This window comes from Spirosoma endbachense (assembly GCF_010233585.1).
GTDB lineage: Bacteria > Bacteroidota > Bacteroidia > Cytophagales > Spirosomataceae > Spirosoma > Spirosoma endbachense.
The window spans coordinates 6,874,454-6,900,978 of sequence record NZ_CP045997.1 but is presented as its reverse complement, the minus strand read 5'-3'; the positions used below and the strand labels follow the sequence as shown (position 1 = coordinate 6,900,978).

General features: G+C 47.6%; 22 protein-coding genes. 8 read left to right on the top strand and 14 right to left on the bottom strand.

What is annotated here, in order from left to right; translation table 11 throughout:
- The first annotated feature begins 76 nt into the window (after positions 1-76).
- The 4 genes from GJR95_RS28155 to rhaM all read left to right on the top strand — a co-directional run bounded on the left by GJR95_RS28155 (position 77) and on the right by rhaM (position 6,467).
- Positions 77-1,705 (top strand): amidohydrolase family protein, encoded by a 1,629-nt coding sequence (locus GJR95_RS28155; protein ID WP_162389030.1) that lies wholly within the window; start codon positions 77-79, stop codon positions 1,703-1,705.
- 451 nt (positions 1,706-2,156) lie between these two features.
- On the top strand, positions 2,157-3,287 hold the full coding sequence (locus GJR95_RS28150; protein WP_162389029.1) for a glycoside hydrolase family 88/105 protein: 1,131 nt from the start codon (positions 2,157-2,159) through the stop codon (positions 3,285-3,287).
- Entirely contained in the window at positions 3,284-6,139 is a 2,856-nt protein-coding gene (locus GJR95_RS28145) for a glycosyl hydrolase (RefSeq protein ID WP_174260239.1), read from the top strand. The genes GJR95_RS28150 and GJR95_RS28145 overlap by 4 nt, the downstream gene beginning before the upstream one ends.
- 13 nt (positions 6,140-6,152) lie before the next feature.
- Complete coding sequence (gene rhaM / locus GJR95_RS28140) at positions 6,153-6,467, top strand: L-rhamnose mutarotase (protein WP_162389028.1); 315 nt, start codon at positions 6,153-6,155, stop codon at positions 6,465-6,467.
- A gap of 39 nt (positions 6,468-6,506) precedes the next feature.
- Here the strand turns inward: rhaM and GJR95_RS28135 are convergent, their stop codons facing one another.
- On the bottom strand, positions 6,507-7,520 hold the full coding sequence (locus tag GJR95_RS28135) for a lysylphosphatidylglycerol synthase transmembrane domain-containing protein (protein WP_162389027.1): 1,014 nt from the start codon (positions 7,518-7,520) through the stop codon (positions 6,507-6,509).
- A 125-nt stretch (positions 7,521-7,645) separates the two neighbouring features.
- Between GJR95_RS28135 and GJR95_RS28130 the strand changes: the two genes are divergently transcribed.
- Genes GJR95_RS28130 through GJR95_RS28120 form a run of 3 tightly spaced genes read left to right on the top strand, consistent with a single transcriptional unit; the run spans position 7,646 to position 10,801 of the window.
- Positions 7,646-9,739 (top strand): DUF7657 domain-containing protein, encoded by a 2,094-nt coding sequence (locus GJR95_RS28130; RefSeq protein WP_162389026.1) that lies wholly within the window; start codon positions 7,646-7,648, stop codon positions 9,737-9,739.
- Positions 9,732-10,412 carry a glycosyltransferase family 2 protein gene (locus GJR95_RS28125; protein ID WP_162389025.1) on the top strand — a complete coding sequence of 227 codons (681 nt, stop codon included), beginning with the start codon at positions 9,732-9,734 and terminating at the stop codon, positions 10,410-10,412. Before GJR95_RS28130 ends, GJR95_RS28125 begins: the two co-directional genes overlap by 8 nt.
- Entirely contained in the window at positions 10,412-10,801 is a 390-nt protein-coding gene (locus GJR95_RS28120; protein WP_162389024.1) for a DUF2304 domain-containing protein, read from the top strand. The genes GJR95_RS28125 and GJR95_RS28120 overlap by 1 nt, the downstream gene beginning before the upstream one ends.
- 29 nt (positions 10,802-10,830) lie before the next feature.
- On the opposite strand, the gene GJR95_RS28115 is transcribed toward GJR95_RS28120, so the two are convergent.
- The 5 genes from GJR95_RS28115 to GJR95_RS28095 all read right to left on the bottom strand — a co-directional run bounded on the left by GJR95_RS28115 (position 10,831) and on the right by GJR95_RS28095 (position 16,076).
- Positions 10,831-11,703 carry an alpha-1,2-fucosyltransferase gene (locus GJR95_RS28115; protein ID WP_162389023.1) on the bottom strand — a complete coding sequence of 291 codons (873 nt, stop codon included), beginning with the start codon at positions 11,701-11,703 and terminating at the stop codon, positions 10,831-10,833.
- A gap of 28 nt (positions 11,704-11,731) precedes the next feature.
- Positions 11,732-12,523, bottom strand: coding sequence for an FkbM family methyltransferase (locus GJR95_RS28110; protein WP_162389022.1), 792 nt, complete (start codon positions 12,521-12,523; stop codon positions 11,732-11,734).
- Between the two features lie 4 nt (positions 12,524-12,527).
- On the bottom strand, positions 12,528-13,295 hold the full coding sequence (locus GJR95_RS28105; protein ID WP_162389021.1) for a DUF268 domain-containing protein: 768 nt from the start codon (positions 13,293-13,295) through the stop codon (positions 12,528-12,530).
- 6 nt (positions 13,296-13,301) lie between these two features.
- A complete protein-coding gene (locus tag GJR95_RS28100) occupies positions 13,302-14,138 on the bottom strand; it encodes a glycosyltransferase family 2 protein (RefSeq protein WP_174260238.1) in 837 nt (278 codons plus the stop codon).
- 114 nt (positions 14,139-14,252) lie between these two features.
- Positions 14,253-16,076 carry a hypothetical protein gene (locus GJR95_RS28095; RefSeq protein ID WP_162389020.1) on the bottom strand — a complete coding sequence of 608 codons (1,824 nt, stop codon included), beginning with the start codon at positions 16,074-16,076 and terminating at the stop codon, positions 14,253-14,255.
- A 394-nt stretch (positions 16,077-16,470) separates the two neighbouring features.
- Between GJR95_RS28095 and gcvP the strand changes: the two genes are divergently transcribed.
- Entirely contained in the window at positions 16,471-19,389 is a 2,919-nt protein-coding gene (gcvP, locus tag GJR95_RS28090) for an aminomethyl-transferring glycine dehydrogenase (protein ID WP_162389019.1), read from the top strand.
- A gap of 94 nt (positions 19,390-19,483) precedes the next feature.
- Here gcvP and GJR95_RS28085 read toward each other — a convergent pair whose 3' ends face one another.
- From GJR95_RS28085 to atpD, 8 genes are all read right to left on the bottom strand, one after another.
- Positions 19,484-20,227 (bottom strand): pirin family protein, encoded by a 744-nt coding sequence (locus GJR95_RS28085; RefSeq protein ID WP_162389018.1) that lies wholly within the window; start codon positions 20,225-20,227, stop codon positions 19,484-19,486.
- Positions 20,228-20,229: 2 nt separating this feature from the next.
- Positions 20,230-20,760, bottom strand: a complete 531-nt coding sequence (locus tag GJR95_RS28080; protein WP_162389017.1) for a hypothetical protein — start codon at positions 20,758-20,760, stop codon at positions 20,230-20,232.
- 61 nt (positions 20,761-20,821) lie between these two features.
- Positions 20,822-21,568 (bottom strand): dioxygenase family protein, encoded by a 747-nt coding sequence (locus tag GJR95_RS28075; protein WP_162389016.1) that lies wholly within the window; start codon positions 21,566-21,568, stop codon positions 20,822-20,824.
- Positions 21,569-21,717: 149 nt separating this feature from the next.
- On the bottom strand, positions 21,718-22,425 hold the full coding sequence (locus tag GJR95_RS28070; protein WP_162389015.1) for a LytR/AlgR family response regulator transcription factor: 708 nt from the start codon (positions 22,423-22,425) through the stop codon (positions 21,718-21,720).
- Positions 22,422-23,522 (bottom strand): sensor histidine kinase, encoded by a 1,101-nt coding sequence (locus tag GJR95_RS28065; RefSeq protein ID WP_162389014.1) that lies wholly within the window; start codon positions 23,520-23,522, stop codon positions 22,422-22,424. The genes GJR95_RS28070 and GJR95_RS28065 overlap by 4 nt, the downstream gene beginning before the upstream one ends.
- A 167-nt stretch (positions 23,523-23,689) precedes the next feature.
- A complete protein-coding gene (gene atpC, locus GJR95_RS28060) occupies positions 23,690-23,935 on the bottom strand; it encodes an ATP synthase F1 subunit epsilon (protein WP_162389013.1) in 246 nt (81 codons plus the stop codon).
- A 36-nt stretch (positions 23,936-23,971) separates the two neighbouring features.
- Positions 23,972-24,643: a hypothetical protein gene (locus GJR95_RS28055; protein ID WP_162389012.1), complete on the bottom strand. Its 672-nt coding sequence runs from the start codon at positions 24,641-24,643 to the stop codon at positions 23,972-23,974.
- Between the two features lie 112 nt (positions 24,644-24,755).
- Complete coding sequence (atpD, locus tag GJR95_RS28050; RefSeq protein WP_162389011.1) at positions 24,756-26,282, bottom strand: F0F1 ATP synthase subunit beta; 1,527 nt, start codon at positions 26,280-26,282, stop codon at positions 24,756-24,758.
- Between the last annotated feature and the right edge of the window lie 243 nt (positions 26,283-26,525).

The following is a 26,525-nucleotide window of genomic DNA, read 5'->3' as shown; positions in this document are numbered from 1 at the left end:
TACTACGGAATTCGGTCCGGCAAAAATCAGCCAGTTTCGCTTATCTTACAACTCTTTACCAAATAATTACCCAGTCATGATACAACCTTACTCTCGACTCCTGTTAATTGTTTACTGTACTTTTTTTATTTTTCATTCCCTGACGGCTCAGGTTGAGAAATCTCCTCCGCGCCAGGAAGGCGAAGGCCCATTCGGAAAACTAATCATTCGGGGCGTTACGCTTGTGAACAGTACAGGCGCTCCACCAGTCGGCCCGATGGATATTGTGGTCGAAAAGAACCGCATTGTTCAGATTAAACAAGTTGGTTATCCGGGCGTTCCAATTGATCCCAAAGGTCGCCCAAAAGCGGCTCCGGGCGATAAAGAACTGAACTGCGAAGGAATGTATCTGATGCCCGGTTTCGTGGATATGCACGGCCACATTGGCGGGCAGGCGCAGGGTGCGAATGCTGAATATGTTTTCAAACTCTGGCTTGGGCATGGTATTACGACCATTCGTGACCCATCGTGCGGAAACGGCCTCGACTGGGTGCTTGAACACCGCGCCAAAAGTGAACGGAATGAAATTACGGCTCCACGAATAAAAGCCTATACCGTGTTCGGGCAGGGCGCAAAAGAGCCGATCAGTACGCCCGAGCAGGCTCGTGCCTGGGTGCAGCAAAATGCCAAACGGGGCGCCGATGGCATCAAATTCTTCGGTGCTGAACCGAATATATTCCGGGCAGCTCTGGAAGAAAACAAAAAATTAGGGTTGCGATCAGCCTGCCACCATGCTCAACTGGAAGTCGCCCGTATGAACGCATTGGCTACCGCGAAAGCTGGTTTGACCTCTCTGGAACACTGGTATGGTTTACCTGAAGCCTTGTTCGATGATAAAACGGTTCAAAATTATCCCGCCAATTACAATTATGGCAACGAACAGAACCGCTTTGAAGAGGCTGGTAATCTCTGGCAGCAGGCCGCAAAACCGGGCACCGACCGGTGGAATAAGGTTATGGACGAACTGATCGCGCTGGATTTTACACTCGATCCGACCTTCAATATCTACGAAGCCAACCGTGAGCTGATGCTGGCCCGTCGCGCCGAATGGCACGACGACTATACCATGCCCAGCCTGTGGCGGTTTTATGGTCCCAGCCGAATCTCCCACGGATCGTACTGGCACTCATGGGGAACCGAGCAGGAAGTTGCCTGGAAAAAGAATTATCAGCTTTGGATGGAGTTTATCAATGAATATAAAAACCGGGGAGGTCGCGTAACCGCTGGTTCAGATTCCGGCTTCATTTATCAGCTATACGGCTTTGCGTACATCCGTGAGCTCGAACTCCTGCGCGAATCGGGATTTCATCCGCTTGAGGTAATCCGGGCGGCCACACTGAAAGGAGCAGAAGCGCTTGGAATGGCTGATCAGATCGGTTCCGTAGAGGTAGGTAAATTAGCGGATTTTGTGATTATTGATCAAAATCCGCTGGCTAACCTGAAGGTACTTTATGGTACAGGAGCCATTCATCTGAACGACAAAAACGAAGTTGAACGGGTTGGTGGCGTAACGTATACTGTCAAAGACGGTGTTGTCTACGATGCCAAGAAATTGCTGGCCGATGTGCGTAAGATGGTCGCTGATGCCAAGCAGAAAGAAAATTTCGAAATAAGCCAGCCTGGTGTGGCCCCAAAGCCAGGAAAAGTATCGAGCGGTAAGAATTAATCATCAGGGTTTTCGCTTCGAGCCGTGCCACGATTTTAAACCGTGGCACGGCTCGAAGCGAAAACCCTGATACTTTTTTTGAACAGGAATGGGGATTAGATATAGTGCTGTATAATAATTTTTCTGACCAGAACACCATTGGCTCTGTTACTGGTAGCACATTAAAGCGACTACGTATTCGTGCGCATGATTACCTGGCAAATGGGAGAAACTGAATCGCCCATCCCTATTAGTCTGCTTTAGACGCTAATTGCAAATGCCTGAAGTTTGCCATTTTTTATCATTTCCGTTTCAGGGAATATCTATCGTTTTAGCGTTGAAACGAATAGGGTGAAACCAAATAGGTATTCGTGGGTAGGAGGGTACATGAGAGTAACAACACCGAATGGAGTTACTTTTGTCAGCATCGTTTAGCGCGGATTACATTCCATCCCTTTGAACAAACAGGAAGATGATTTATAAAAAATTAGCCTGTATTGGCTTGCTTATAATGCTGGTGGGCAGCCAGACTAATGCTCAGAAATTGCCCGAAAAGAAAGAAATACTGGCCAAAATGACACTGGCGAACGACTACTTTATGAAAAAGTGGCCGGACACCGGTAAGGAAATCGTAACGAATAAAACCCGGCCCAGTAACATCTGGACACGGGCTGTTTATTACGAGGGATTGATGGATTTGTATAAGACCGACCGGCAGCCACGCTATTACGATTATGCTGTCGATTGGAGTGAAAAGCACCATTGGGGAATGCGTTCGGGAACAAAAACCCGTAATGCTGATGACCAATGCTGTGGGCAGACCTACATTGATTTGTACCTGATCGATAAGAAGCCGGAACGCATTCATGATATCAAAATCTCCATCGATTCAATGGTGGCAAGCCGGAAAATCGACGACTGGAACTGGATCGATGCCCTGCAAATGGCCATGCCTGTCTTTGCCAAATTGGGCGTTATCTATTCCGACAACGCGTATTTTGAGAAGATGTATCAGATGTATCAGTTCTCGAAAACGCAACATGGGGGTAATGGACTTTACAATCCGAAAGATCACCTGTGGTGGCGCGACAAGGATTTTGTACCTCCCTACAAAGAGCCGAACGGGAAAGACTGCTACTGGTCACGGGGAAATGGCTGGATAGTAGCCGCTCTGGTTCGTGTGCTCGATATTATGCCCAAAAATGCCCCCCACCGCGAGGAATACCAGCAAATGTATCTCGACATGATGCGGGCGCTGGTGCCCATTCAGCGACCAGACGGTTTCTGGAATGTGAGCCTGCTCGATCCAACGAACTATGGTGGGAAAGAATTATCCGGAACAGCTTTGTTTACCTATGGTATGGCCTGGGGAATGAATAAGGGCTTGCTGGACCGTAAAACCTATGCGCCAATCGTGACCAAAGCCTGGAAGGCCATGGTTACCGACTGCGTCCATCCAGATGGCAAGTTGGGTTATGTACAGGGAACGGGTAAGGAGCCCAAGGATGGCCAGCCTGTAACCTACGACAGCACACCCGATTTTGAAGATTATGGATTAGGCTGTTTCCTGCTGGCAGGGAGCGAATTGTGTAAGTTGAAATGAGAAAATCCCTGCTTCTAGGGTTACTGATGGGCATAACAGCGGGATCAATTCTGGCCCAACCGCGCTGGCCCACCCTAACTCAACAGACTAAACCCTGGACCCGGTGGTGGATGGGGAGCGCGGTCAATGATAAAAACCTGACCCGATTGCTGGAAGAGTATCAGAAAGCAGGATTGGGCGGAGTCGAAATTACACCGATCTATGGCGTAAAAGGGGCCGAAAAGGAGTTTATCAATTTTCTGTCGCCGACCTGGCTGGATCGCCTGGATCATACACTTGCCGAGGCTAAGCGACTCAATATGGGTGTAGATATGGCGCAGGCGTCGGGTTGGCCGTTTGGTGGGCCATGGGTCACATCAGAAGACGCCTGCAAGTATGTCGCCTATAAAACCTATAGCCTGAAAAGCGGGGAGCGTTTGGCCGAAGCGGTTACGTATATACAGAAGCCCATTCTCCGGGTAGTTGGGCAACCCATTGATAGTAAAGAACTGGTTGAGCCAGTGGCAAAAAATCCTGATCTGCAACTTCACGCGTTCGATCAGGTACGCTTCGAGAAACCGCTGCCACTCCAGACACTAATGGCCTATTCAGAGAAAGGGCAGGCAATTGATCTGACCAGATTCGTCGATGGGTCCGGGAAGTTGAACTGGACGGCCCCGGCAGATAACTGGATGCTTTATGCCGTGTTTGAGGGCTGGCATGGTAAACAGGTCGAGCGGGCCGGACCCGGTGGTGAAGGCGACGTAATCGATCATTTCTCGAAGGCTGCCACACAGCGTTATCTGCGCCATTTTGACGAAGCCTTTAAAGGACGGAAGAGTTTGCCAATACGGGCATTTTTCAATGATTCGTATGAGGTAGATGATGCACAGGGTGAAGGAAACTGGACTCCGGCTATGTTCACCGAATTTAAGCAACGGCGCGGTTATGATCTCAAACAGTATTTACCAGCTCTGTTTGGGAAAGCCACTGAAGACATCAATAAGCGGGTATTGAGCGATTACCGCGAAACCATTTCGGAGTTATTACTGGAAAACTACACCCAAACGTGGCACGATTGGGCGAAGGGGAAAGGTGCCCTGATCCGAAATCAGGCGCATGGGTCCCCGGCCAACATTCTTGATCTGTATGCCGCTACCGACATTCCCGAAATTGAAGGAACGGAAATCCTACGAATCAAATTCGCGTCATCGGCGGCACATGTTACCGGTAAACCGCTGACATCGTCTGAGTCGGCAACCTGGGAGAATGAACACTTTCTGTCGAAACTCAGCGATGTGAAAAAAGCCATGGATCGGTTTCTTCTGGGTGGTGTCAATCATACGTTCTATCACGGAACAAACTATTCTCCAGCGTCGGCTGCCTGGCCGGGCTGGTTGTTTTATGCGGCTGTACACGTCAATCCGAATAATACCTTCTGGACCGATTTCGGTAAACTGAATCAGTACGTAGCCCGGTGTCAGTCGTTTTTGCAGCTGGGGAAGCCCAATAATGATGTGCTGCTGTACTTGCCGATTTACGACGCCTACACTCGTCCCGGCAAAGTGCTGTTACAACATTTCGATGGTATTCAGCATGGTTTTGCAGGAATGCCGGTTGGCGGTATTGCTGAATCGCTTTGGCAGAAAGGTTACGGTTTCGACTTCATTTCAGACAAACAGCTGCTTACCGTTTCAACAACGAATGGAATCCTTCAAACCGGCGGGGTAGCCTATCAGACCATCTTATTGCCTGCTCCAGAGTTCATTCCACTCGAAACGATTGCGCAACTCATGACTCTGGCCAAAAATGGAGCCACAATTGTTGTAAATGGTCAGTTACCTGCCGATGTACCGGGCCTGGGTAATCTTGACAGTAGGCGCCGTGCGTTTAAAAAGCTGCTTTCTCAGTTAACGTTTGCCGATACCGAAAAAGCCGGTATTCGCCGGGCCGTTATTGGCAAAGGGTCTTTTCTGGTTGGAAATGATGCCGATGGACTGTTAACGCTGGCGGGGGTAAAGCGTGAAGCGTTAGCGGATAATGGATTGCAGTATATTCGACGCCGTCATGCAACAGGCCATTACTACTTCATTGTCAATTGGGGTGATAAACCCGTTGATGGATGGATTCCGCTTGCTGGAGAACAGTCGGCTAAGTCAGTCGCCTTGTATAATCCAATGACTGAACAAACGGGAATAGCCGCGCTTCGAACCAGAAATGCAACGAATGAGGTTTATCTGCAACTTGCCCCCGGCGAGTCCTGCATTCTGGAAACGTCGACTAAGCTGGCCAGTAATTCAGACTATCCCTATTTGAAAATGATAGGAAAAGCTCAGGAAATGTCGGGTACCTGGACAATTCGATTTGTATCGGGAGGCCCGGCATTACCAGCAACCGTTAAAACAGAAAAGCTGGCATCCTGGACCGAAATGGCAGGCGATACGGGGAAAACATTTTCAGGAGCAGCTACGTATACCATCTCGTTCGCGAAGCCAGCCGAAACGGGTGATGGATATCTACTCAATCTGGGACGAGTGGCCGAGAGCGCCCGCATTCAGGTCAATGATCAGGACATTAAAACAGTAATTGGACCCAACTATCAGCTTTTCATTCCGGAAACCTGGCTGAAAAATACCAATACACTGACTGTTACGGTATCTAATGGCATGGCCAATCGGATTATAGACATGGACAAACGGCATGTGGAATGGAAGAAATTCTATAACGTCAACATGTCGCCCCGGCTCCGCGAAGACCGGGATGCCAATGGCCTGTTTACCGCCGAACGATGGACACCGAAAGAATCGGGGTTGATCGGGCCCGTAACGCTTACGCCAGTGAAGGTATCTAAGGCCGACAGTGTCGAGAAATAACCCTAAACCAACAATGGAAGAAATTGCTTTTACAATGAAACTCAAACCGGGCGTCGAGGCTGAATACAAACGTCGTCACGACGAAATATGGCCTGAATTGTCGACCGCTTTGACAGAAGCAGGTATCCGTGATTATTCGATTTACCTGGACCGGACGAGTGGCACCTTGTTTGGCGTCCAGAAACGCATGGAAGGACATTCGGCCACCCGATTACCTGAACTGCCAGTCATGCAGCGTTGGTGGCAGTATATGGCCGACCTCATGGACGTCAATCCAGATAACTCGCCCGTTGTTCAACAACTGGAACCAGTGTTTCATTTGGATTGATTCGTTCAGGATTGGTTGGGGCTTTTTATCCTAACGCACTTATACGTCTACTTGCTTTGCTTTCTGGCGGACCAATATCGGTACAATCAGAAAACTTATACTGCTGAACAGCAGCGAAAAACCGGTTTGGGCCGCATGAAGAAACGTTGCCATGACAACGCTGGCTGTTTCATCCATACCGTAAAGCATAAGAACCCGGCTGACCAGAAAATGATAGGTTCCGACGCCACCCTGCGTCGGGACAGCGATGCCTCCCAAAGAACTCACCGTCAAAATGGTTAGCGCAGCCGACGGAGGAAGTGACAGGGTTTGGGAAGAAGCAAAAAAGAGGGTGTATGTACTTAAAAAGGCCAATGCATAGCTCGCGATTGTGAGGCCAATAAACAAGATGGGGCTTTTCAGTTTTTGAATAGCTATAAAGCCTTTGCCCATATTGAGGGCAATAGTACCTAATCGTTTCGATAAGGGGTGCTGTCGAAAGGTCGGATTCCGAAGCAGCCAGTAGAAAAAAATAATCAGAAGGATACTGATTCCCGACAATACGATAAGAATGATACCGGATTGGCCGCTGGATGTCATTCGCGATAATAGAGGGCTAAATAAGTCAGTAATAAATTGGCCAACGCGCTTAAACTCAAAGAAAAGCGTTAGCCCAATCAATAGAACGAGCGTTAGTAAATCAATGACCCGCTCGGCCACCACAGAGCCTAAGCCCTGAGCAATTGGGACACCGTCAGTTCGTTGCAATGTGCCGCAACGGGTAAGTTCGCCCGCACCAGGAATGATCATGCTAGCCATCGAACCTGCCAGTAAAGCGATTGTTGTACGAAATAGAGAAGGCTGATAGCCAAGCGCCTGTAAGGTAAGCTGCCAGCGGGCAGCTCGTGCAATATGATATGCACCTATAATGATTCCAGCAACACCCAGCCATCGAAAATTCGCCTGCCGAAACTGAGCCGATAATTCATTTAGCGGCACATCTTTTAAAACGTACCACAGTAAACCAATAGCTAAGATAATCGGCAATACCTGCCGCACAAACGTGTTATTCATGCGGGCAAATTACCTATTTTAATAAACACATTACTTGATTTTGGCAAACTGGCATGGTATTGGTAAGTTTGATTAGGTAAAAATGAGAATACCCATAACCCGTATCAGATAGATAACCCTACCTCATGTCAAAGAAAAGGAAAGGCCCTAATCCTGTCCCTACAACCAGTCAGGTAACAAAACCGCTCAAGCCGCAGCCAGCAAATCCTGCTCTATCAGAATCTATTGTTGCCCCTCAATTCAAGCATGTGCCTGATTCTGAGCAACCTTTTGAGTTAATACGATTCGACAGGCGAGTCAAATGGTTCATTGGCATTTGTATTGGGTTATTTGTTCTGCTTACAGTAGCAAAGATTAATTATTCGTCAATTGGCATGTGGAATACGACCATGCCTGATGGTTCTGATGCCCGGCGTGGTATCATAGCTGGTAAGCCCAAGCCCATACGTATGGATGAATGGGCGATTCTGGCGCCCTTTATGTTGTCGCAGGCAAATCAGGGTTTCCCACTTGAAAATCCGGCAATTGGTGGTGAAAAGGTAGCCCTGGTTGGCTATTTCCCAATTAATCACTTTATCTCGTTTTTTAGACCTGATTACTGGGGTTTTTACCTGTTCGATGTTGATCACGGTTTTGCCTGGCGCTGGAATTTTATCCTTTGTTTTGGGCTGATTTCGGTTATGTTGTCTTTTATGCTGCTGACACGCAATCAGTTCTGGCTTTCTGTGTTAGGTGCTTTCTGGTTGATTTTCTCTCCCGGTCTGGCCTGGTGGTCTTTCTTTCTCCTGACCAGTATTTATTCGGGATTTGGTATGTTGATCGCATCGGCCTACATGTTCTTTTCAACAAAGACAAGAACCATCCTGATTGCGGGTGTTTTGTTTTTCTGGTGCTTCTCTATGTTTGCCCTGACGCTGTATCCGCCTTATCAGGTGCCCTTGGGTTATCTGCTGGTCTTTTTGTTGGTCGGTTATACCTGGAGGCATTTCAACAAAGAACTGTTAGTAAGCAAACTTTGGTTGAAACTGGGCGTTTTTGCTGTAGCTTTTGCTGTCATGGGTGTCGTTTTTTACATGTATTATCTGGATGCAAAGTCAACCATCGATGTCATGTCTAATACGGTTTATCCCGGCAAACGTAGTGAAACCGGCGGCACCGGCTTTATTGCTAATTGGTTTTCGGAATATTATGCCGGATGGTTACTCTCTGATCAACGATTTCCGCAAACGTGGCTTAATATCTGTGAATTATCGCACTTCATTACATTCACGCCCGTCATTGCCATAGGTACGCTGATTTACTTTACCCGAACTAGAAAAATTGATCCTCTTCTGGCTATCATTCTGGGGTACGTACTGGTACTGCTAATTTGGATTGAAGTTGGCTTTCCCGCTTTCCTGGCCAAAGCAACCCTGTTGGATGTTAGCCCGACGCGTCGAACGCAAATTCCGTTCGGTATCGCCAACGTAGTGCTGGCTATACTTTACATGAGCTATATTCATGCTAAGAAAATCAAGGTCAGTAGTTCCGTTGCGGCCTTGCTTTCAGTGGGCGTAATTGGCTTTATGATTTATGCCGCCTGGCTGAATCTGGAAGATGCCCAGGGCATTTATAAGACCTATCAATTGTTTTTGCCTACGGTATTTTTCATTGTCCTTAATTTCCTGTTACTGCCAGTCGTTAATTTTCAGTATAAAGAAATTGCTGTGGTGAGTGCAGTGGCTCTATTTACCCTGCCTAATCTGAAGATTAATCCGGTTGGTAAAGGCATGTCGCCGATCACCGATAATGCCCTTTACCAGAAAGTGCGGGAACTGCACCTTAAGGAGCCAAAAGCCCGTTGGGTAGTTCTTGGAAACCAGTATATTACGTACTTAGTTACTGCTACAGGCGTTAATCAGTTAAGCGGAGTGAAGAATCAGCCCGATTTCAAGACTATGCACGTGCTGGATCCAACCGCCAAACGCGACTCTGCCTACAACCGGTATGCGCATTCTGTTTATAACACCTATATCGACCCGGCTCATCCCGATACGGTTATTATGCAGAATGGGTATGAAGATGGCTATCAGGTAGCGCTCGACCCTTGTTCGCCTAAACTTAGACAGCTTAATGTACGCTATATTATTTTCGATCGAGTGCCGCAGCCGGTCGAAATTCGATGCATGAAACAAGTTGCAAAACTGGGCAACCTCGAAATCTACCGTACTAATGACTGAGCAGATATATATCCTGATCCCGTCTTTCAATGAAGGTAAAGTTATTCGTCAGACGATTCGATCTTTAGGTGATCAGTATCATATTGTTGTCATTGATGATGCCTCTACCGACGATACCGCTAATGCTGTGCGCGACTTACCTATCTATTACCTCCGGCATGACATCAATCTGGGGCAGGGAGCCGCTTTGCAAACCGGTATGGACTTTGCCCTACAACAGGGAGCTGATATTGTTGTCCATTTTGATGCTGACGGCCAGCATAATCCAGCGGATATAGATCGTTTTATCGACGTACTGAAGACCCGGAAGGTTGATGTTGTGTTAGGCTCCCGGTTTATGCGCCAGGAGGATTTGCTGGCTATACCGCGCTTACGTCGATTGCTTTTACGCGTGGCCCGAGTTATAAATGGGTTACTTACTGGTTTGTGGTTATCCGACGCGCACAACGGTTTCCGGGTCTTGAACCGGAATGCCCTGCATGCTATCCAGCTAAAAGAGAATCGAATGGCACATGCTTCGGAAATCCTGATGCAAATAAGACGGTGTCAGCTTCACTATGTTGAGTGTCCTACTCACATCATTTATACCGAATACTCCCAGGTGAAAGGACAGCGCTGGCAGGGTGCCGTCGATATTTTGATCGATGTATTTATCAATAAATACTTTCGCTAATGAACGCAGATTTTCAACTCAGTTTTACACCGATTCAGCTACTGCTATCCCTGTTGCTGTTGGTTGTGGCTGTAGCATCGCTCCGGCTTTTCAGGAATCGGTTACTGTATCGGTTGTTTTTTGTGGCAATCGTCGTGGTCGGTATTTTGTTTGTTTCTATACCTGAACTACCCTACTATATTGCTAACCGATTGGGTGTGGGACGCGGTGTCGACCTTGTGTTTTATTTGCTCTTTACGGGTTTTCTACTGTTGATCGCCGTTCTCTACCGGCGGCTGCTTCAGCACGATGTTATTCTGACGCAGATTATCCGGCAGAACGCCATTAAAAATTATAGCGGGATCAAAGCGCAACTGCCGGAAAAGGGCTCAACAAAACGACGAGGATAGGCACGAAGGTAATAGAAGGGCATACTAACTTACAGGCGATGCCAGTTTGGGCAAACAACCTGCTGGCTCAATAGGGGTTGACCTGGAAACCACTGGCCCGGCGCGATTACAGTCCGATCTGTTTCTGGATTGAGCCAGGCACCCCACCAGCTAAACGAGCTATTGGCTACGATCGCGTGTCGACATAAACGCATCAAATACATATCCTGCCAACTATCGGCTCCCTGGTTGTGATCAACAAATGTAGCCGTTTGGCCTAGTGCGCTCAGTTCCCGTTTGGCCCAAGTCTGATCGTCTGAAAAAACAAAGAAATGAGGGTCTGAGACTCGTTCGCGCAGGTAGCTAATCGAGCGAATGTAATAGTCTATGTCGCAGAGTCCATGGTATTGATTGGCAGCGGGATTTGTGACATAATCGCCCCGACGGATATGAATAAAGGTTGCATTTGGATTCCGAAGAATGGTATTTGCCATTGATAACGTAATCTCCGATGGTGTTTCCCGAAAAACCAGCTGTTTTCTCAGCGTTTCGGCTACTGGTTTAAAGTAAGATTCGGACTGCCAATAGCCGAAGCAAAGTGCGTTTTGGACTTTGTTAGGTAATTTCGTTATCGCATCCGGGTTTGTTGTCGACTCCCGAATCATAACAGTGTTCATGCCCGGCACAGTTACTCGCGCTAATACGCTGACTAAGTCCAGAACAGAAGCCTGCTCAGGCTGAATCGAAAAGGTGTCGAGTTCGTATTGTCTTGGTGTGTAATGGCGTAGCCTGGCTAGTGTTGTACTCTCCAAGAGGTGCCGTTCCAGGCGCAGTTCTGTCTGGAGCTGATGGGCCAATCGAACCCCGAATGCATATTGAAACAACTGATTGCCTAACCCGCCTAGCAAAACTGAGATAACCATAAATCAGGGGTTGGCGTATGTACACAACTCATTTATGCTCTGCCAGAAAATTAACCGTCACAAATATTTCCAGGTATTCTGTGTAGCTATCGATTCGGCGGAGACCGTTGCCAACAATTCGGTATAGGTTGTAGGTTGGCGAAAGCAGATTCCAGAAATCCCGAAAGTAGGTCCGGGAGTCGATGCTGGTTCCCCCAAATTCAAATTGAATGAAACGGATACGGCCTTGCTGAATCATTTTGGCGGCTCCTTTCAACACGGCCAGTTCATGACCTTCCACGTCAATTTTCAGTAAATCGATATGGTCGATCTTTTGGGCAGCGGAAAATTCATCGACCGTGCTGAAGGTCGCTATTTCATTTTTGGCAAATGAAACATTGATGTGGTGTAAATCACGATCGTAAACCGACGCCATCCCCGATTGTTCCGCATCTGTAAACAGCGCCATCTCGCCAGGACGATCGCTTAGACCCAGATTATGCTTAATCACATTCGGTTCAGGGAGGTTGGCTTTGAGTGTCTGGTAAGTAGCATGCGACGGCTCGAAGCAATGGATGGCAACCTGATCACCGAAGCTGTTTATGAGCATTCGGGCATACGTCCCCACATTCGCACCAACATCAAAGACTGTTGTGCCATGGGGTTGACCGACCGTTTTCTTCGCTACATAACGGACAACATATTTTTCTCCGCTGTCGTCAGTAAACGAGCCTCCGCCATAATTCATGGCGTAAATGACAAACAGATATAATTTTTCGTAAACGGGTTGTAGCAGTGTAATTCGTATAGGTGCCAGCAACCATTGTAAAAACTTCTTCATGAGTTTAGTCGATTCGGCGGGTCATTTCAAAGATACCACACCCGTATACACAGCCGAAATTAGTCTGAGCCGACTGGGTGCGCCAGTCTACATTTTCAAAAAACTGTTCATTATCGTCGATGTACGAAAATCTTTCGATGGTGTAATGAGGCTCAAACAACTGAACCAGATAGGCAATCGAAAATACACGGTGTGCGTTATAAACGATGCCTTGTGGACCAATAGGTGATGAAAAATAGAACGTTCCACCCGGTTTAATAATCTGTCGGATATTATCTAACGCTTTAATGTGGCCGTTTGCATCGATAGGGTCTCCGTAACGTCCCAGGCCAAAATGCTCGATGGCGTGGAGGGCCGAAATAGAATCAGTCGAGTGTATAAGGTCGGTCGGCAGATTCATTAAATCGGCCTGCCGGAAGCTGACATTGGGAATACTACGGGTCAATGGCCGAATATCGATAATTTCAATAGGCCGATAGGCCGCAACATGCCCAACAAATCCATCGATTCGGGAGCCAATATCCATATGCTTGACAGGATTATTCCTGAAGATCCGCTGTGCTACATACAGGTCTTGTAAAAAATAATGCTTTATAAGCTCACCACTTTCGGCGTATCGGTCAAAAATAGCAGGGTAGTAGCTGAGAATAGGAAAATCTGAATGGCCGTCAAGTTGCTTTTTGAGCTTAAAATAATCATTTATGTAATCAGGGGTTGCTTTGATGCCGCCCCAAACAATTTGTGAACCGATTTTAATAATACGTCCAATCATAATGTGTCAGGCTTTAATCAACTGACGGGCCTTATTCATCGATTTGATAAGGATACGTTCAGGTAACAGATTGATTATATGGGTAATGGCTGCTATTTTAATCCGCTGGCTCAGCGGGGCTACATAGCCAAAGTCGTGTATAAAGCTTTCTTTAATTGCTACATTGCTACGCCACTTGACGCGCAGGTTGGTAAATACTGTATTGGTGTTATGAATGCGGTAGGCTGTCAGACACTCGGGCAGATTTTGCATGCGCAACCCGCTATTTATCAATAGAAATAAGCTGTAATAATCATTGAAATGTGAAAAACGAATAACATACAAGTCTTCTTTCAGGACATTGCGATACATCACTGAGGGATTTGCAATGGGAAAGCGTAAATAAAATTCATTAAAAATGGCTTCATGTATAAGCGGATAGGTACGTATGCCAGTGATATGTCCATGACTATCGATCAACTCCAGATTACTGCCAACCAGAAACACATCTGGATTGGCCTGTAGAAATGCAACCTGTTTTGCCAGACGATCGGGTCGGGCAATATCATCAGCATCAAGCTTGGCAATAAATGTGCCGGTTGCCTGGCGGGCGGCTATATTACTGGCTACTTCACCCCCATACCCTAAAGGGACTGGTTCCCAAAGCGGCCTTATTCGCCGGTCACGCTGAGCATAGTCGGCAACAATACGAGCTGTATTGTCAGAAGATCCATTATCTAAAACTAATAGTTCCAACCGCGAATATGATTGCGACAGGATACTCTCAATTGCCTGGGCCAAATACTGCTCACCGTTATAAACGGGCATAATGACCGATACCAGCGGAGTGTCTGAAGAATTCATTGCAATCGGTCTCTCAACTATCAAGCCACAATGCTATCAAGCTATGTAAACAAACAATATTTTATCGTAAATTTAAGCTTATGTAGCCGGAAAAAATGAGAGGAACTTACTGCTTTATTTAGTCAATATAATGTTCATCGGCTGATACACCTTCTCTCCGCCGTTTCTGAGGCAGATCCATAGCGTATACTGCCCTGGTTTCAGATCTTTTTTGTCCAGAACACAGGAGAATCCTGGCTGGGTATATTTTCTGTTCAGTATGTGGTCGTCCGTGTCCTCCCAGGCGTGTTTCTGCGCAGTAAATGCGTAACAGTTAGTTGCCGAACGGGCAATTACCTGAATGGATGTGTTTCTGGCTAATGAACCGTTGATCTGAGCCCAGACCCGGTATAGAATCAGGAAATCGCCGGTTTCGTAGGGTTGGGCGTTGACCGTAACGTTATGGCTGGGTAATAGCTGTGCCGGATCGAAGGGCTCTGGCGTACTTTTAAGATCCTCGAACGTAATGGCTGGTACCTGGAAAATTCCCTTTTGGCGCGCATCCGTAAAAATTGTATTCGCAATCGCCGGATTTGCCCAATGCAAATATAGATTCGCCGGATTGGCGTTATAAAAAGCACTGCTGAATTTCAGGTTGCGCGTCCGATCCTCAATCCGTCGGCGGTTGTCCTGATTGATGGCTGACAGATACACAAACAACGCTACAGCTACATAGCCAGCCAGCACGCCTAACCGCAGGTAACGATGCCTGAAGGTTTCAAGGGCCAGTACCGATTGGGTGGCAAACAGCATAACAACCACAATGCCATAGCGTGGCGTAGCAGCCTGCCCAATGCCCATGCCTGAGCGCGTAGCCATGAGCGACAGGCAGGTGAGGTAAAGGAATAATAACCAGCCAACAAGGGGCAAATGCTCACCAATCCGCTTTATATACCAGAGGTAACCGACCAGGCCAACCGATACTAGTAAGGATAGCGCACCGAACAGCATACTCAATTTCTGCCGACCCGGCCCCAGCAACATACCTGTCAGTGTAAAAAAGTAACTGATCGCCCGGCCCGTATGGTTTATCAGCGAGTCGGCAATGTCGGGGTGATAGGGCGGCCGGATATATCCCCAGAAATAAAGAGCAATCGTAGCAGCAGTAATGGCCAGCCACAGAGCCAGCTTTCGATAGGATTGGGTCAGAACCAACAAAGCGGCACCGGCAAAGAACGTAAACATGCCATTTCCACTGGTAAAGGTGGCCAGTACAGCCGCTCCGCAAGCCACAATAAACGCATTTCGGCTGGGTTTGCTCAGGCTATATAGACTAAGCATGGCAAACGGAATGACGTATAGATTCTGTAAGGCTGCCATGCTCCAGGTGGAGAGCTCCCAGTATTGAAACAGGAAAAGCGAATAGGCCGCGGGCAATAGATAAAGGAGCTTTTGCGAAATGGAAAATTGCCGGAACGATGCCTTCAGGAAAAGAACACAGATCAGTAACAGCGATACATTACCTACGATAATTAAGTGGCTGAAGTTCAATTCACCGAATAATCCATAGTCGGCCAGAAAAACCAATCGGTCGAACACGATTCGGTGCTCGTTGTACTGCGAAAAAATCAATTTAAGCCTTTCGCCAAAAGTCAGTTTGCCAAAAGCATAGTCAGCTATAAAGCTCAGTGCGCTGTTGAAATCGTCTTCGTATGGAAAGTTATAGGCGTTTTCGAAAATGGTTTTATAGTAGATAAAAACAGGAATGGCTACCAGAATACCTAAGAAAACAGACTGCATGGCCGACGTCCGCTGCGATCTTTCTGACGAACCCACCAGCATGGGTGCGAACCAGGTTGGGCTGGACAGGTTAGTTGACCGGGCTTCCTGTTTCTGATGTTTTTCAACTGGAAATAAGCGTCGGAAAATGGGAGTAGCCTTGGCCGTAAGCGTTGCCATTGAGCAGATCAGTAGAAATTTGACGCGGTAAGTATAGCGCATTATCTACTAGCAGACAAGGAAAGCACAGCTGTATGTTATCGTAGAAACACCTATAGATGATGTGTCGATTCTGTTTCCTGATGTATAGAACTTTGGTTGTAATAAGACATAACCCAGATGGATTTGGGTTCAGCCTAGGTGATACCGGAAACGGTAAAATTATTTTCAGGGAATAAGTAACTTCTTCATTCCCAGTAAATAAAACCGATTAGTACGCTATAACCGATGGAGAGAACCCACACATTGAAAATTGCGTTTGATTGACACAGAATCCTTCCACAAGTGGTTTGGTTATACCTCTTTTTACGGGATGGTTGTGTAAATTTGTATTTTATACAGAAGCTATCTTTCGATGAAGTTAAACCTTCGTTACCAGGAGTCATTTGAGGACCGTCATCACGGCCAAACCGAAGCGGCCCAGGCCGAAATGCTCCAAACTATTTCTACGACCGGGTTGCCGGTCGAATCCATCGACGAACTAATTGATCAGACGGTACCGGCAGCAATCCGGCTCCCCCGCCCCCTTAATCTGCCCGCTCCCAAATCGGAAACGCAATTTCTGGCAGATTTCAAGAAGATGGCTGGTCAAAACAAAGTCTTCAAATCGTACATCGGTACCGGTTATTACGATACCATCACACCGAATGTTATTCTGCGTAACATTCTGGAAAACCCAGCCTGGTATACGGCTTATACACCTTATCAGGCTGAAATAGCACAGGGTCGCCTGGAAGCGCTCCTTAATTTTCAGACGGTAGTGTCAGACCTGACCGGTATGGATCTGGCGAATGCTTCGCTGCTCGACGAAGCTACTGCTGCTGCCGAGGCTATGCATATGCTCTATGCAATGCGACCAGCATCTAAGAAATCGGCCAGTACGTTTTTCGTTTCAGAGCGGTGTCATCCACAAACGATTGATGTGTTGTTGACCCGTGCGACACCGATCGGTATTCAGGTACTTGTTGGCGATCACCGAACTGTAAACCTGACCAATGGTGAAATCTTCGGTATTTTGCTCCAATACCCAGCCTCAGATGGCGAAGTGTTCGACTATACTGATCTGATTTCGGCCGCTCACGAATTAGGTATTACAACGGCCGTTGCTGCTGATCTGCTCGCTCTGACATTGCTAACTCCTCCGGGCGAAATGGGTGCTGACGTAGTTGTCGGTTCAGCGCAACGCTTTGGTGTTCCGATGGGTTTTGGCGGACCACATGCGGCTTATTTTGCTACCCGTGATGCCTTTAAGCGTCAAATTCCGGGTCGGATCATTGGTGTTTCGCTGGATGCGGAAGGAAAACCCGCCCTTCGGATGGCATTGCAAACCCGCGAACAGCACATCCGTCGCGAAAAAGCAACCTCAAATATCTGTACGGCACAGGTTTTACTGGCTGTCATGGCTGGTAGCTATGCCGTATATCATGGTCCGCAACGGCTTAAGGCTATTGCCGAAAAAGTACATGGTCTGGCCAAAGTGTTTGCAACGGCTCTTCGCTGGAGCGCGCACGAACTGAGCACAGATAATTATTTCGATACCGTTACCGTAAAAGTTGGCGATGTTGAATCGTTAAGAAAATCGGCGAGGGCTGCGCAGGTAAACCTGCGTTATCTGTCTGATGGCGAACGAGTGAGCGTGTCGTTCGATGAGGCTAAGACACTGGACGACCTTATAGAACTACTTTCGATTTTTGGCGTAAAATGTGATTTGGAGGCCATTCTGGCTGATCTGGACATCACCTGGCCCGAACGGCTCGTGCGTCAATCGGACTATCTGACCCACCCGGTTTTCAATACGCATCATACCGAGCACGAGATGTTGCGCTACCTGAAATCGCTGGAAGAAAAGGATTTATCGCTGGTTCATTCCATGATTTCGTTGGGTAGTTGTACCATGAAACTCAACGCTACTGCCGAAATGATTCCGGTAACGTGGCCTGAGATTGGTAAATTACACCCGTTTGCGCCGAAAGATCAGACCACCGGTTATCAGCAGCTATTCAGTGACCTCAATGCCTGGTTATGTGAAATTACGGGTTTTGCCGCCATGTCGTTGCAGCCGAATTCGGGCGCTCAGGGCGAATACGCAGGGTTGATGGTGATCCGGGCCTATCACGAAAGCCAGGAAAATTACCACCGGAATGTCTCATTGATTCCGCAATCGGCTCACGGAACCAATCCAGCCAGCGCCGTTATGGCCGGTATGAAAGTCGTTATCGTTAAATGCGATGAACGCGGCAACATCGACGTCGCTGACCTGAAAGCGAAAGCTGAGCAATATAGCAATGACCTCTCGTGTCTGATGGTTACCTATCCGTCAACACACGGTGTTTTCGAGGAGAGCATCAAAGAGATCTGCGAAACCATTCATCAGCATGGCGGACAGGTTTATATGGATGGAGCCAACATGAACGCTCAGGTTGGTCTGACATCTCCGGCTACGATTGGTGCTGACGTCTGCCACCTGAATCTGCACAAAACATTCTGTATCCCTCACGGTGGCGGTGGTCCTGGTATGGGCCCTATTGGCGTAGCGGCCCATTTGGCTCCCTTCCTGCCCGGTCATGCCCTCGTACACACCGGTGGCGAACAGGCTATTCATGCTGTTTCTGCCGCTCCCTATGGTTCTGCGAGCATTCTGACGATCTCTTATGCCTACATTGCAATGATGGGTGGAGAAGGGCTGACAAATGCAACCAAACGCGCTATTCTGAACGCGAATTATATTAAAGCACGGCTGGATGGACACTACGAAGCGCTTTATGCCGGTACGAACGGTCGTGCCGCTCACGAAATGATCATCGATTGCCGTCCGTTTAAAGCAGTAGCAGGCGTTGAAGTTGAAGATATTGCGAAACGTCTGATGGATTACGGGTTCCATGCGCCAACGGTTTCCTTTCCGGTGGCTGGAACAATGATGATCGAGCCAACCGAATCGGAGTCGAAAGCCGAGCTTGATCGTTTCTGCGATGCCCTGATCGCCATTCGGGAAGAAATTCGCGAAATCGAAACGGGTGCTGCTGACCGGACCAGTAACGTGCTGAAACACGCCCCTCACACGGCTACAGTAGCGCTATCTGATAACTGGACTCGGCCTTACAGCCGCGAAAAAGCCGTTTATCCGTTGCCGCAGGTTCGTGCCCGTAAATTCTGGCCAAGCGTTAGCCGGATTGATTCAGCTTACGGAGATCGTAATCTGGTTTGCGCCTGCGTACCGACAGATGCGTATGCAACTGAAGTGGCAGAAGAAGCCAGTGTGGAGCAACAAGCTTAATAGACTTAAGTCGTTTCTTATGATTAAAGCCTGCCTGCGTCAAGCAGACAGGCTTTATTTTATGTAGAAAAGCTTTTGCCGAACAGTGGGTATTCTACACAGGATGAATTTCAGGGCGTATCGGAATCTCCATGAGCAAAAGAATAGCATCGTTCGACAACGCTTCAAATTCGAGAACTCCCTCTTTCAGATTCGTTAACGCCAGCCCATCTCTTTCGTGGAGTAACCGATTCTGTACCTCAAACGCTCCGCTCAGGATGAACACAAAAATTCCGGTGGACTGTACCTGGTCAGCTGCCTGTTGAAGGTGATAAACGTCTTCCTGCCGACCGTCATATCGGCCAATATAACAACGGCTGATTTGCGTATGGCTACTACTGAGCGGTAAAATCGGTAACAGCTTATTTTTAGTGGTTAAGTCAAAGGCTGTTTGTTGTGGAGACGATGTAGGTGGTATACTATCGTCATCGAGCCAGACTTGAATAAAGTTGATGAGCTCCGTTTCGTATGGATTGATAAGCTCATAGTCCATACCTGCCGCTAGTGAAAAAATCTGAACCTCTCCAGCTTCCAGAAAGCCATCGCCCGATTCACTTTTGTACTCAAGTCCGCCAACAATCGGAATAATAAGGGCCGTCGTATGGGTTTCGGCTATCATCCTGATGCTTTTCCCGGCTTTGAGCGTATCATCGTTCAGGAGCTGAAGGGCACCAAATGGTTTTCTGCTTTCTTGAAAATAATGGCCAAAATTGAAGCTGTGATAACTCCGGAACGAGTCAAGTTGCGAAAAGCCTCGTTGGTCGGAGAGGTAGATTTGAGCTTCTGTTTGCGTATCCATACTTACTGAGACAAACTACTACCGTATTGAAAAGAAGAAATGCTCAGATACGGTTGTAAGGCAATCATGTCAGTCTGCACTTCCTGTCCGGTTCGTAACCCTTCGCGTTGATCCCCGTAGGCAATAACCAGCAGATTGCCAATGGTATCGATCCAGGTCAGCGGTTCGCTATAAAAGGAAATAGCGATTCGATGAGCATCTTTATTCTGTACATGCGACTGGATAATCTCAAATGTAAACTGTGTGAAGGGCAGACACAATTTCCCGGCGTTGTTCGCAATGTCCGGAATGATTTTATTCAACTGCCTGATATAGCCAACAGCGGCTGTGCTGGTCAAATAATGCAGTTTATCGGCATTAGGTACGTTGTCCAGAAGCTCCTGAAACGTTGTGTACTTATTCTGCTGATTATAGAACTGGGCCTGCATGAAAAACTCCATGTAGGTATCATCGAACACATATTTATCCCAGATTTTTTGGGATGATGCGTCAATAATTTTACGATAACTAAGCCGAATAAGACCTTTTGCCATTGCGTTGAAGGGCTGGCGAGACTTCAGGAAACCTATGCCCGAAGTCTCAAACACCTATTTACTAGGCACTGACTACAATTGTATGGGTGAGTATGTAACCTGCTGAAATACTGCCGGAAACCGTGGCCAGTTCGGTCGTAAACCCATCCGAAAAAACATTGTCGGACTCGTTCTTGGTGTCTTGCGACCCTTTGGTATACCCGTACGATTGGGCCGTTGTGTATACCGTGTTAGCAATGTCGTAGGGAAATGCAATTTGAGTGACCAGCAGTGACTTTCCGGTCGAGCTGTAGATATGGACATGGATGTGCGGAGCGCGGCCCGAATACCAGCCAGGGAAAATAGACGTGAACGAAACCAGACCGTTAGCATCGGTCGTTTGCCGCCCGCGTAGAAAATCGACGGTTGTAAAATTGACACTTTGCATACCCGATCCGCCATATTCGGAGTAGTAACCGTCTTTGTCGCAATGCCAGATATCAACCAGAGCACCCGCCAGAACCGCACAACTGCTGTTCGAATTTTTAATCGTAATGTTGACCGTAAAGGCTACGCCGGTGCGGTCATCGCGAATGTCCTTACGCACAAAGTTGGCTGGGACTTTAGTTGGAAAAGGCCCTTCAGTTTCCGATGGAGTGACCGAACAGTTACTTGACGAACTCCCATTGGTTGAGCCAGTAGACGTGCTGGTGCCCGTTGAGGTTGTAGGGGTAACCTCCGATGAGCTACAGGCATTAATTGCGGGTAAAACAGTCGCTATCCCAAGCAAACTTCCGAATCCTCTTTTCAAAAACTCTTTGCGTTCCATAATAGTCAGTAGACAGGTGTTAATTATAGCTTAATACGCTGACTTTAGATGGATCGTTGTTGCCACGGACCAATTTGAGGTAAATGGGTCGATTATGTCGGTTAATGAAGGTTACGCTGTCGGTAAACTAAGCCGATTGATGCCAGACGTTATGAGCCGAATTGACGAAAGAAATCCGCTTCATAGCTGGCTCCAATCGGAATCTCACGCCCTGACAACAGGATGGTTTTGTTCTGTACGGCTTCAATACGGTTCATGGGAATGATATACGATCGATGAACCCGAATAAAACGCTCGGCGGTGCTGGATTCGGGAAGTTGTTGCATCATCGTTTTCATCGTCATACGGCACACAATAGGTTTATCATTCTGGCGATGAATTTTAAGGTAATCATCGAGTCCTTCAATGAATAAAATATCGGCTAATGGAATCTGGTACAATCGATAATCGGCCCGTACGTACAAATAAGTCGGTTTATCCTGCTCCGTTTGCTGTTGTCTGAACCGATACGCATCACGTGCTTTATGGGCCGCCTGCTCGAATCGTTCGAACGTAAACGGTTTTAACAAATAGTCGACAGCATTCAGGTTAAACCCGTCAACGGCGTATTCGGCATAGGCAGTCGTAAAGATCACGGGCGTAGGATGGGGCAGGAGCTTATGAAAATCAAGCCCCGACAAGGCGGGCATATTGATATCGAGAAAAATCAGATCGATCAGATTATTCGCCAGATAATCCAGTGCTTCGTCAGCACGAAAAAAGGTTTTTTGTAGAGTAAGAAAATCAACCCGGCCGCAAAAATTGGCAAGTATCCGCAGGGCAGGCGGCTCATCGTCGACGGCAATGGCTCGAATCATGTCAACGTCAGGTATAGATCGACCGTAAAGTCGTTGGGTTGGTTACTAATCTGCAATCGGTGTCGATTGGAGTAGACTAACGCCAGACGCGATTTGGTATTTGTCAATCCAATGCCACTAGTCGTAACGGTGTCCTGCGAAATACGTACTTTTTTGTTGAAAACATGGCAGTGTAACTCACTTTCATGAATGGTCAGGCCGATCTGGATCAGTGAATCTTCACTGGGATTTACGCCATATTTAAAGGCATTTTCGATGAAGGAAATTAGAATTAATGGAGCAATTTGTTGGCCGTTGGGGCTACCGGTAATTGAAAAATCGATTTGCACCGTTTCGTCCAGACGCAACTTTTGCAGGGCTACATAATGACTGATGTACTCAAATTCTTTCGCCAGTGGGACCTGCTTAACGGCCGCATCCTGAATCACATACCGCATCAGCGATGATAACCGGGTAATCGCTTCGGCTGTTCGGTCCGACTGCTCAAGGGCTAGTGAGTAAATGCTGTTGAGCGTATTAAACAGAAAGTGCGGATTGATCTGCGCCTTCAGGTACGATAATTCAGTATTCAATTTTTCGCGTTCAGTTTCTCGCCAGCGATTGTTAACACGAATGGCGAGTGATAAAAGAAACCCAATTAGAAACAGAAAAAACGTCTGACTGATCTCAGGCGGTAAACCCGGCTGTTGCGACCCTGGTCTCGGAAATCCAGTTGGGGGCATCGGTGAACGATTGCCCATCTCAAAAGGAGGCCTTTGCTCCATCCACTCAGGTGGCGGCTGAGATCGTGGCGGTGGCATTATACCCCTCCGGTTGACTCCGGCTAGTGTTTGTTCAATAACAAAAAAGCAGGCCAGAACACTAAGGCCGTAGATAACATAGTTTTTCCCGAAGAAGAATCGGGGAATGAGTATAAAGTAATTCGTGTAGAAAAACGCAATCGTTAGCAGATAGGACAATAAATTACGCTGTTCGTGCGGATTGTAGGCTAATTCCGACAGTTTTGAAAAGCCGTCTTCGACGAAAATGTAAGGCAATGCCAGAAAGGTCAGGCAGCCGAAAAGATGAATGGCAATAAGTGATGCTGTCCTGTTCATACGAGCGAATGGATAAGGAAAATTACTGAACCTGGCCATCGCTTGGGTATAATCTCGGTAAATGATCGAAATCTGTCGGTAAATAGCAGTGTACGTGTATAAAAGCAGAAGCGTTCAGCTCAAAATGAACCGAACGCTTCTGCTTATTCATTAACTGTATAGGTTACCTAGACCACTACGGCTTCAGCAAGCACCAGTACCTTGTTTTGTAATACTTCAACAACGCCACCATCAACGGTAAACGTCTGTTGACCGGATGCCGTTTGCACGACAATCGGTCCGCGATCCAGTGTGCTAACCAGCGGAGCGTGATCGTTCAGAACCTGAAACTGACCTTCGCTACCCGGAAATGTAACGGCACTGGCTTCACCGGAAAAGACCTTGCGGTCAGGAGTAATAATGTCTAATGTCATGCTATTGAATGATAAATTATGACCCGGTCATAATTATTACAAAACTCCTTTTACGAAATTTAGTACGCTGCCGATTTGGGTCTTTGCGGCTGGTTCGGCGGCTTTGGCAACCAAACCGCCCTGGTCTAACTTACTAACCGATCCCAAAGCAGTCGAAATCAGGGATTGGCCTGTCGATTGGGTTCCTCCACCCAGCGCCGACAGCGCACTACCGATTCCGCCAAGACCACTTGTTAGCTGACTGCCTTTACCCAGTAATGAACCAGCGGCCAAAATGCCCTCCAGCTGATTGCCTCCCGATGCAAGTTTGGCCAGACTAACCGCTTTCCCGAGTACGCCGTTGCCCAGGGCTCCGGTCGGAATGAGTGGAAGCAACGCTTTCAGTTTACCAGCCTGAGCCAGTAGCTTATCTTTGAACGAAGTGGGCTTTGCCTGGGCTTCGGCCTCCAGGCCAGCAATTCCCGCTTTAAGCTCCTGCGTCGTTGCAGTTTTATCGCCTTTGTCCAGAGCCGCAACTGCATTGTCCAGGTGTGTTGTGGAAGAGGAATCCTGAGACAACGCCGGTACAATAGAAACCTCGTTGATCGCGCCAGCGACTAAAGCCGTTTGAGCTACCGGAAATTCAACCTGGGCAGAAGTTGCTGAGATTAACAGCAAGCTTAAGGGTAATACGGCTATTCCAAAACTTAATCTAATCGACGTTTTCATAAAACTAAATGCGTTTTTATTTTTCTGACTATTAGACTTAAGAAAGGGAATTTGGTATCAGAGATACAGTTAACAAAAGATTAAATTTTGTAACCGTATCTCTGAATTAGCTCTATTGTCCCGCTTCTTTTAGCATTTTCTCACCTTTCGCCATGGCATCTTCGATTGTACCGACGAGGTTGAAAGCGGCTTCAGGAAGACGGTCATGCTTACCGTCAATGATTTCGTTAAACCCTTTGATCGTGTCTTCGATAGGAACCAGAACCCCTTTCAAACCAGTGAACTGCTCAGCTACGAAGAACGGCTGCGACAGGAAGCGCTGTACACGACGAGCGCGCGAAACGACGAGTTTGTCTTCTTCCGATAATTCTTCAAGGCCCAAAATGGCGATGATATCCTGCAATTCTTTGTAGCGCTGCAGAATCTCTTTTACGCGCTGAGCCGTGTTGTAATGTTCATCACCGAGAATTTCGGCGGTCAGAATCCGGGAGGTAGAATCGAGCGGATCCACGGCTGGATAGATACCCAGCTCGGAGATTTTTCGGCTCAATACGGTCGTAGCATCAAGGTGAGCAAACGTTGTTGCCGGAGCTGGGTCAGTCAAGTCATCGGCAGGTACGTAAACGGCCTGTACCGATGTGATCGAACCGCGCTTGGTCGAGGTAATACGCTCCTGCATGACACCCATCTCGGTAGCCAGCGTTGGCTGATAACCAACGGCCGACGGCATCCGTCCCAACAGAGCCGATACCTCGGAACCTGCCTGGGTGAAGCGGAAAATGTTATCGACGAAGAATAAGATGTCACGACCAGCACCTTCGCCATCACCATCGCGGAAGTGTTCGGCAATGGTCAGTCCTGACAGGGCAACGCGGGCGCGTGCTCCCGGAGGCTCGTTCATTTGTCCGAATACGAAGGTTGCCTGGCTTTTGGTCATTTCCGCCATATCTACTTTGGAAAGATCCCAACCACCTTCTTCCATCGAATGTTTGAAGGCTTCACCATATTTGATGATCCCCGCTTCGATCATTTCGCGAAGCAGGTCATTTCCTTCGCGGGTACGCTCACCTACACCAGCAAACACCGAAAGACCTGAATAAGCCTTGGCGATGTTGTTGATCAATTCCTGAATCAATACCGTTTTGCCTACACCAGCACCACCAAAAAGGCCGATTTTGCCGCCTTTTGCATAAGGTTCGAGTAAGTCAATTACTTTTATACCAGTAAATAGTACTTCAGTTGAGGTAGCGAGGTCTTCGAATTTTGGCGACGGCCGGTGAATCGGTAATCCAACGCCTGTTGTTTTAGGTTGGGGAATACCATCGATCGCGTCACCAACGACGTTGAAAAGTCGTCCACGAATGCCTTCGCCTGTTGGCATGGTGATTTGGTGGCCGAGGTCAACGACGTCTAAGCCGCGATACAGGCCGTCGGTCGAGTCCATGGCGATGGCGCGAACACGGTCTTCGCCGAGGTGTTGTTGAACCTCCAGAATGACCTGTTGCCCATTGGCTTTAGTTACTTTGAGGGCATCCAGAATGGCCGGAATCCGAGTGCCTTCGCCCTCAAAACTCACGTCCACAACTGGCCCGATTATTTGCGTAATCTTACCCGTATTGACTGCCGTTGCCGTACTCATTTGTATATGATGTAGCTTATTGAAATGTTGCCCATTGTTTGGGACTGCAAAAGTAGGAGAAAAACTGCGTAAGGTCAAGACTCGAGCTAGTCATTTTCGGGTTATTAGACTATAGAATACATTTGGTAGTTAGGTTTTTATCCTAAGGAATAAACAAAATTGACCAAGAGCGGATTTGTACAAAAGTTAGTTTCTGGTGGTTATCGCCTTATCACTAGCGGCTAGTATTCAATAACTAACCAA

Bases quoted from the DNA above. Each gene is read 5' to 3' on its own strand.
- GJR95_RS28155 (WP_162389030.1), top strand. From the start codon at position 77: ATGATACAACCTTACTCTCGACTCCTGTTAATTGTTTACTGTACTTTT.
- GJR95_RS28150 (WP_162389029.1), top strand. From the start codon at position 2,157: ATGATTTATAAAAAATTAGCCTGTATTGGCTTGCTTATAATGCTGGTG.
- GJR95_RS28145 (WP_174260239.1), top strand. From the start codon at position 3,284: ATGAGAAAATCCCTGCTTCTAGGGTTACTGATGGGCATAACAGCGGGA.
- rhaM (WP_162389028.1), top strand. From the start codon at position 6,153: ATGGAAGAAATTGCTTTTACAATGAAACTCAAACCGGGCGTCGAGGCT.
- GJR95_RS28135 (WP_162389027.1), bottom strand. From the start codon at position 7,520: ATGAATAACACGTTTGTGCGGCAGGTATTGCCGATTATCTTAGCTATT.
- GJR95_RS28130 (WP_162389026.1), top strand. From the start codon at position 7,646: ATGTCAAAGAAAAGGAAAGGCCCTAATCCTGTCCCTACAACCAGTCAG.
- GJR95_RS28125 (WP_162389025.1), top strand. From the start codon at position 9,732: ATGACTGAGCAGATATATATCCTGATCCCGTCTTTCAATGAAGGTAAA.
- GJR95_RS28120 (WP_162389024.1), top strand. From the start codon at position 10,412: ATGAACGCAGATTTTCAACTCAGTTTTACACCGATTCAGCTACTGCTA.
- GJR95_RS28115 (WP_162389023.1), bottom strand. From the start codon at position 11,703: ATGGTTATCTCAGTTTTGCTAGGCGGGTTAGGCAATCAGTTGTTTCAA.
- GJR95_RS28110 (WP_162389022.1), bottom strand. From the start codon at position 12,523: ATGAAGAAGTTTTTACAATGGTTGCTGGCACCTATACGAATTACACTG.
- GJR95_RS28105 (WP_162389021.1), bottom strand. From the start codon at position 13,295: ATGATTGGACGTATTATTAAAATCGGTTCACAAATTGTTTGGGGCGGC.
- GJR95_RS28100 (WP_174260238.1), bottom strand. From the start codon at position 14,138: ATGAATTCTTCAGACACTCCGCTGGTATCGGTCATTATGCCCGTTTAT.
- GJR95_RS28095 (WP_162389020.1), bottom strand. From the start codon at position 16,076: ATGGCAACGCTTACGGCCAAGGCTACTCCCATTTTCCGACGCTTATTT.
- gcvP (WP_162389019.1), top strand. From the start codon at position 16,471: ATGAAGTTAAACCTTCGTTACCAGGAGTCATTTGAGGACCGTCATCAC.
- GJR95_RS28085 (WP_162389018.1), bottom strand. From the start codon at position 20,227: ATGGATACGCAAACAGAAGCTCAAATCTACCTCTCCGACCAACGAGGC.
- GJR95_RS28080 (WP_162389017.1), bottom strand. From the start codon at position 20,760: ATGGCAAAAGGTCTTATTCGGCTTAGTTATCGTAAAATTATTGACGCA.
- GJR95_RS28075 (WP_162389016.1), bottom strand. From the start codon at position 21,568: ATGGAACGCAAAGAGTTTTTGAAAAGAGGATTCGGAAGTTTGCTTGGG.
- GJR95_RS28070 (WP_162389015.1), bottom strand. From the start codon at position 22,425: ATGATTCGAGCCATTGCCGTCGACGATGAGCCGCCTGCCCTGCGGATA.
- GJR95_RS28065 (WP_162389014.1), bottom strand. From the start codon at position 23,522: ATGAACAGGACAGCATCACTTATTGCCATTCATCTTTTCGGCTGCCTG.
- atpC (WP_162389013.1), bottom strand. From the start codon at position 23,935: ATGACATTAGACATTATTACTCCTGACCGCAAGGTCTTTTCCGGTGAA.
- GJR95_RS28055 (WP_162389012.1), bottom strand. From the start codon at position 24,643: ATGAAAACGTCGATTAGATTAAGTTTTGGAATAGCCGTATTACCCTTA.
- atpD (WP_162389011.1), bottom strand. From the start codon at position 26,282: ATGAGTACGGCAACGGCAGTCAATACGGGTAAGATTACGCAAATAATC.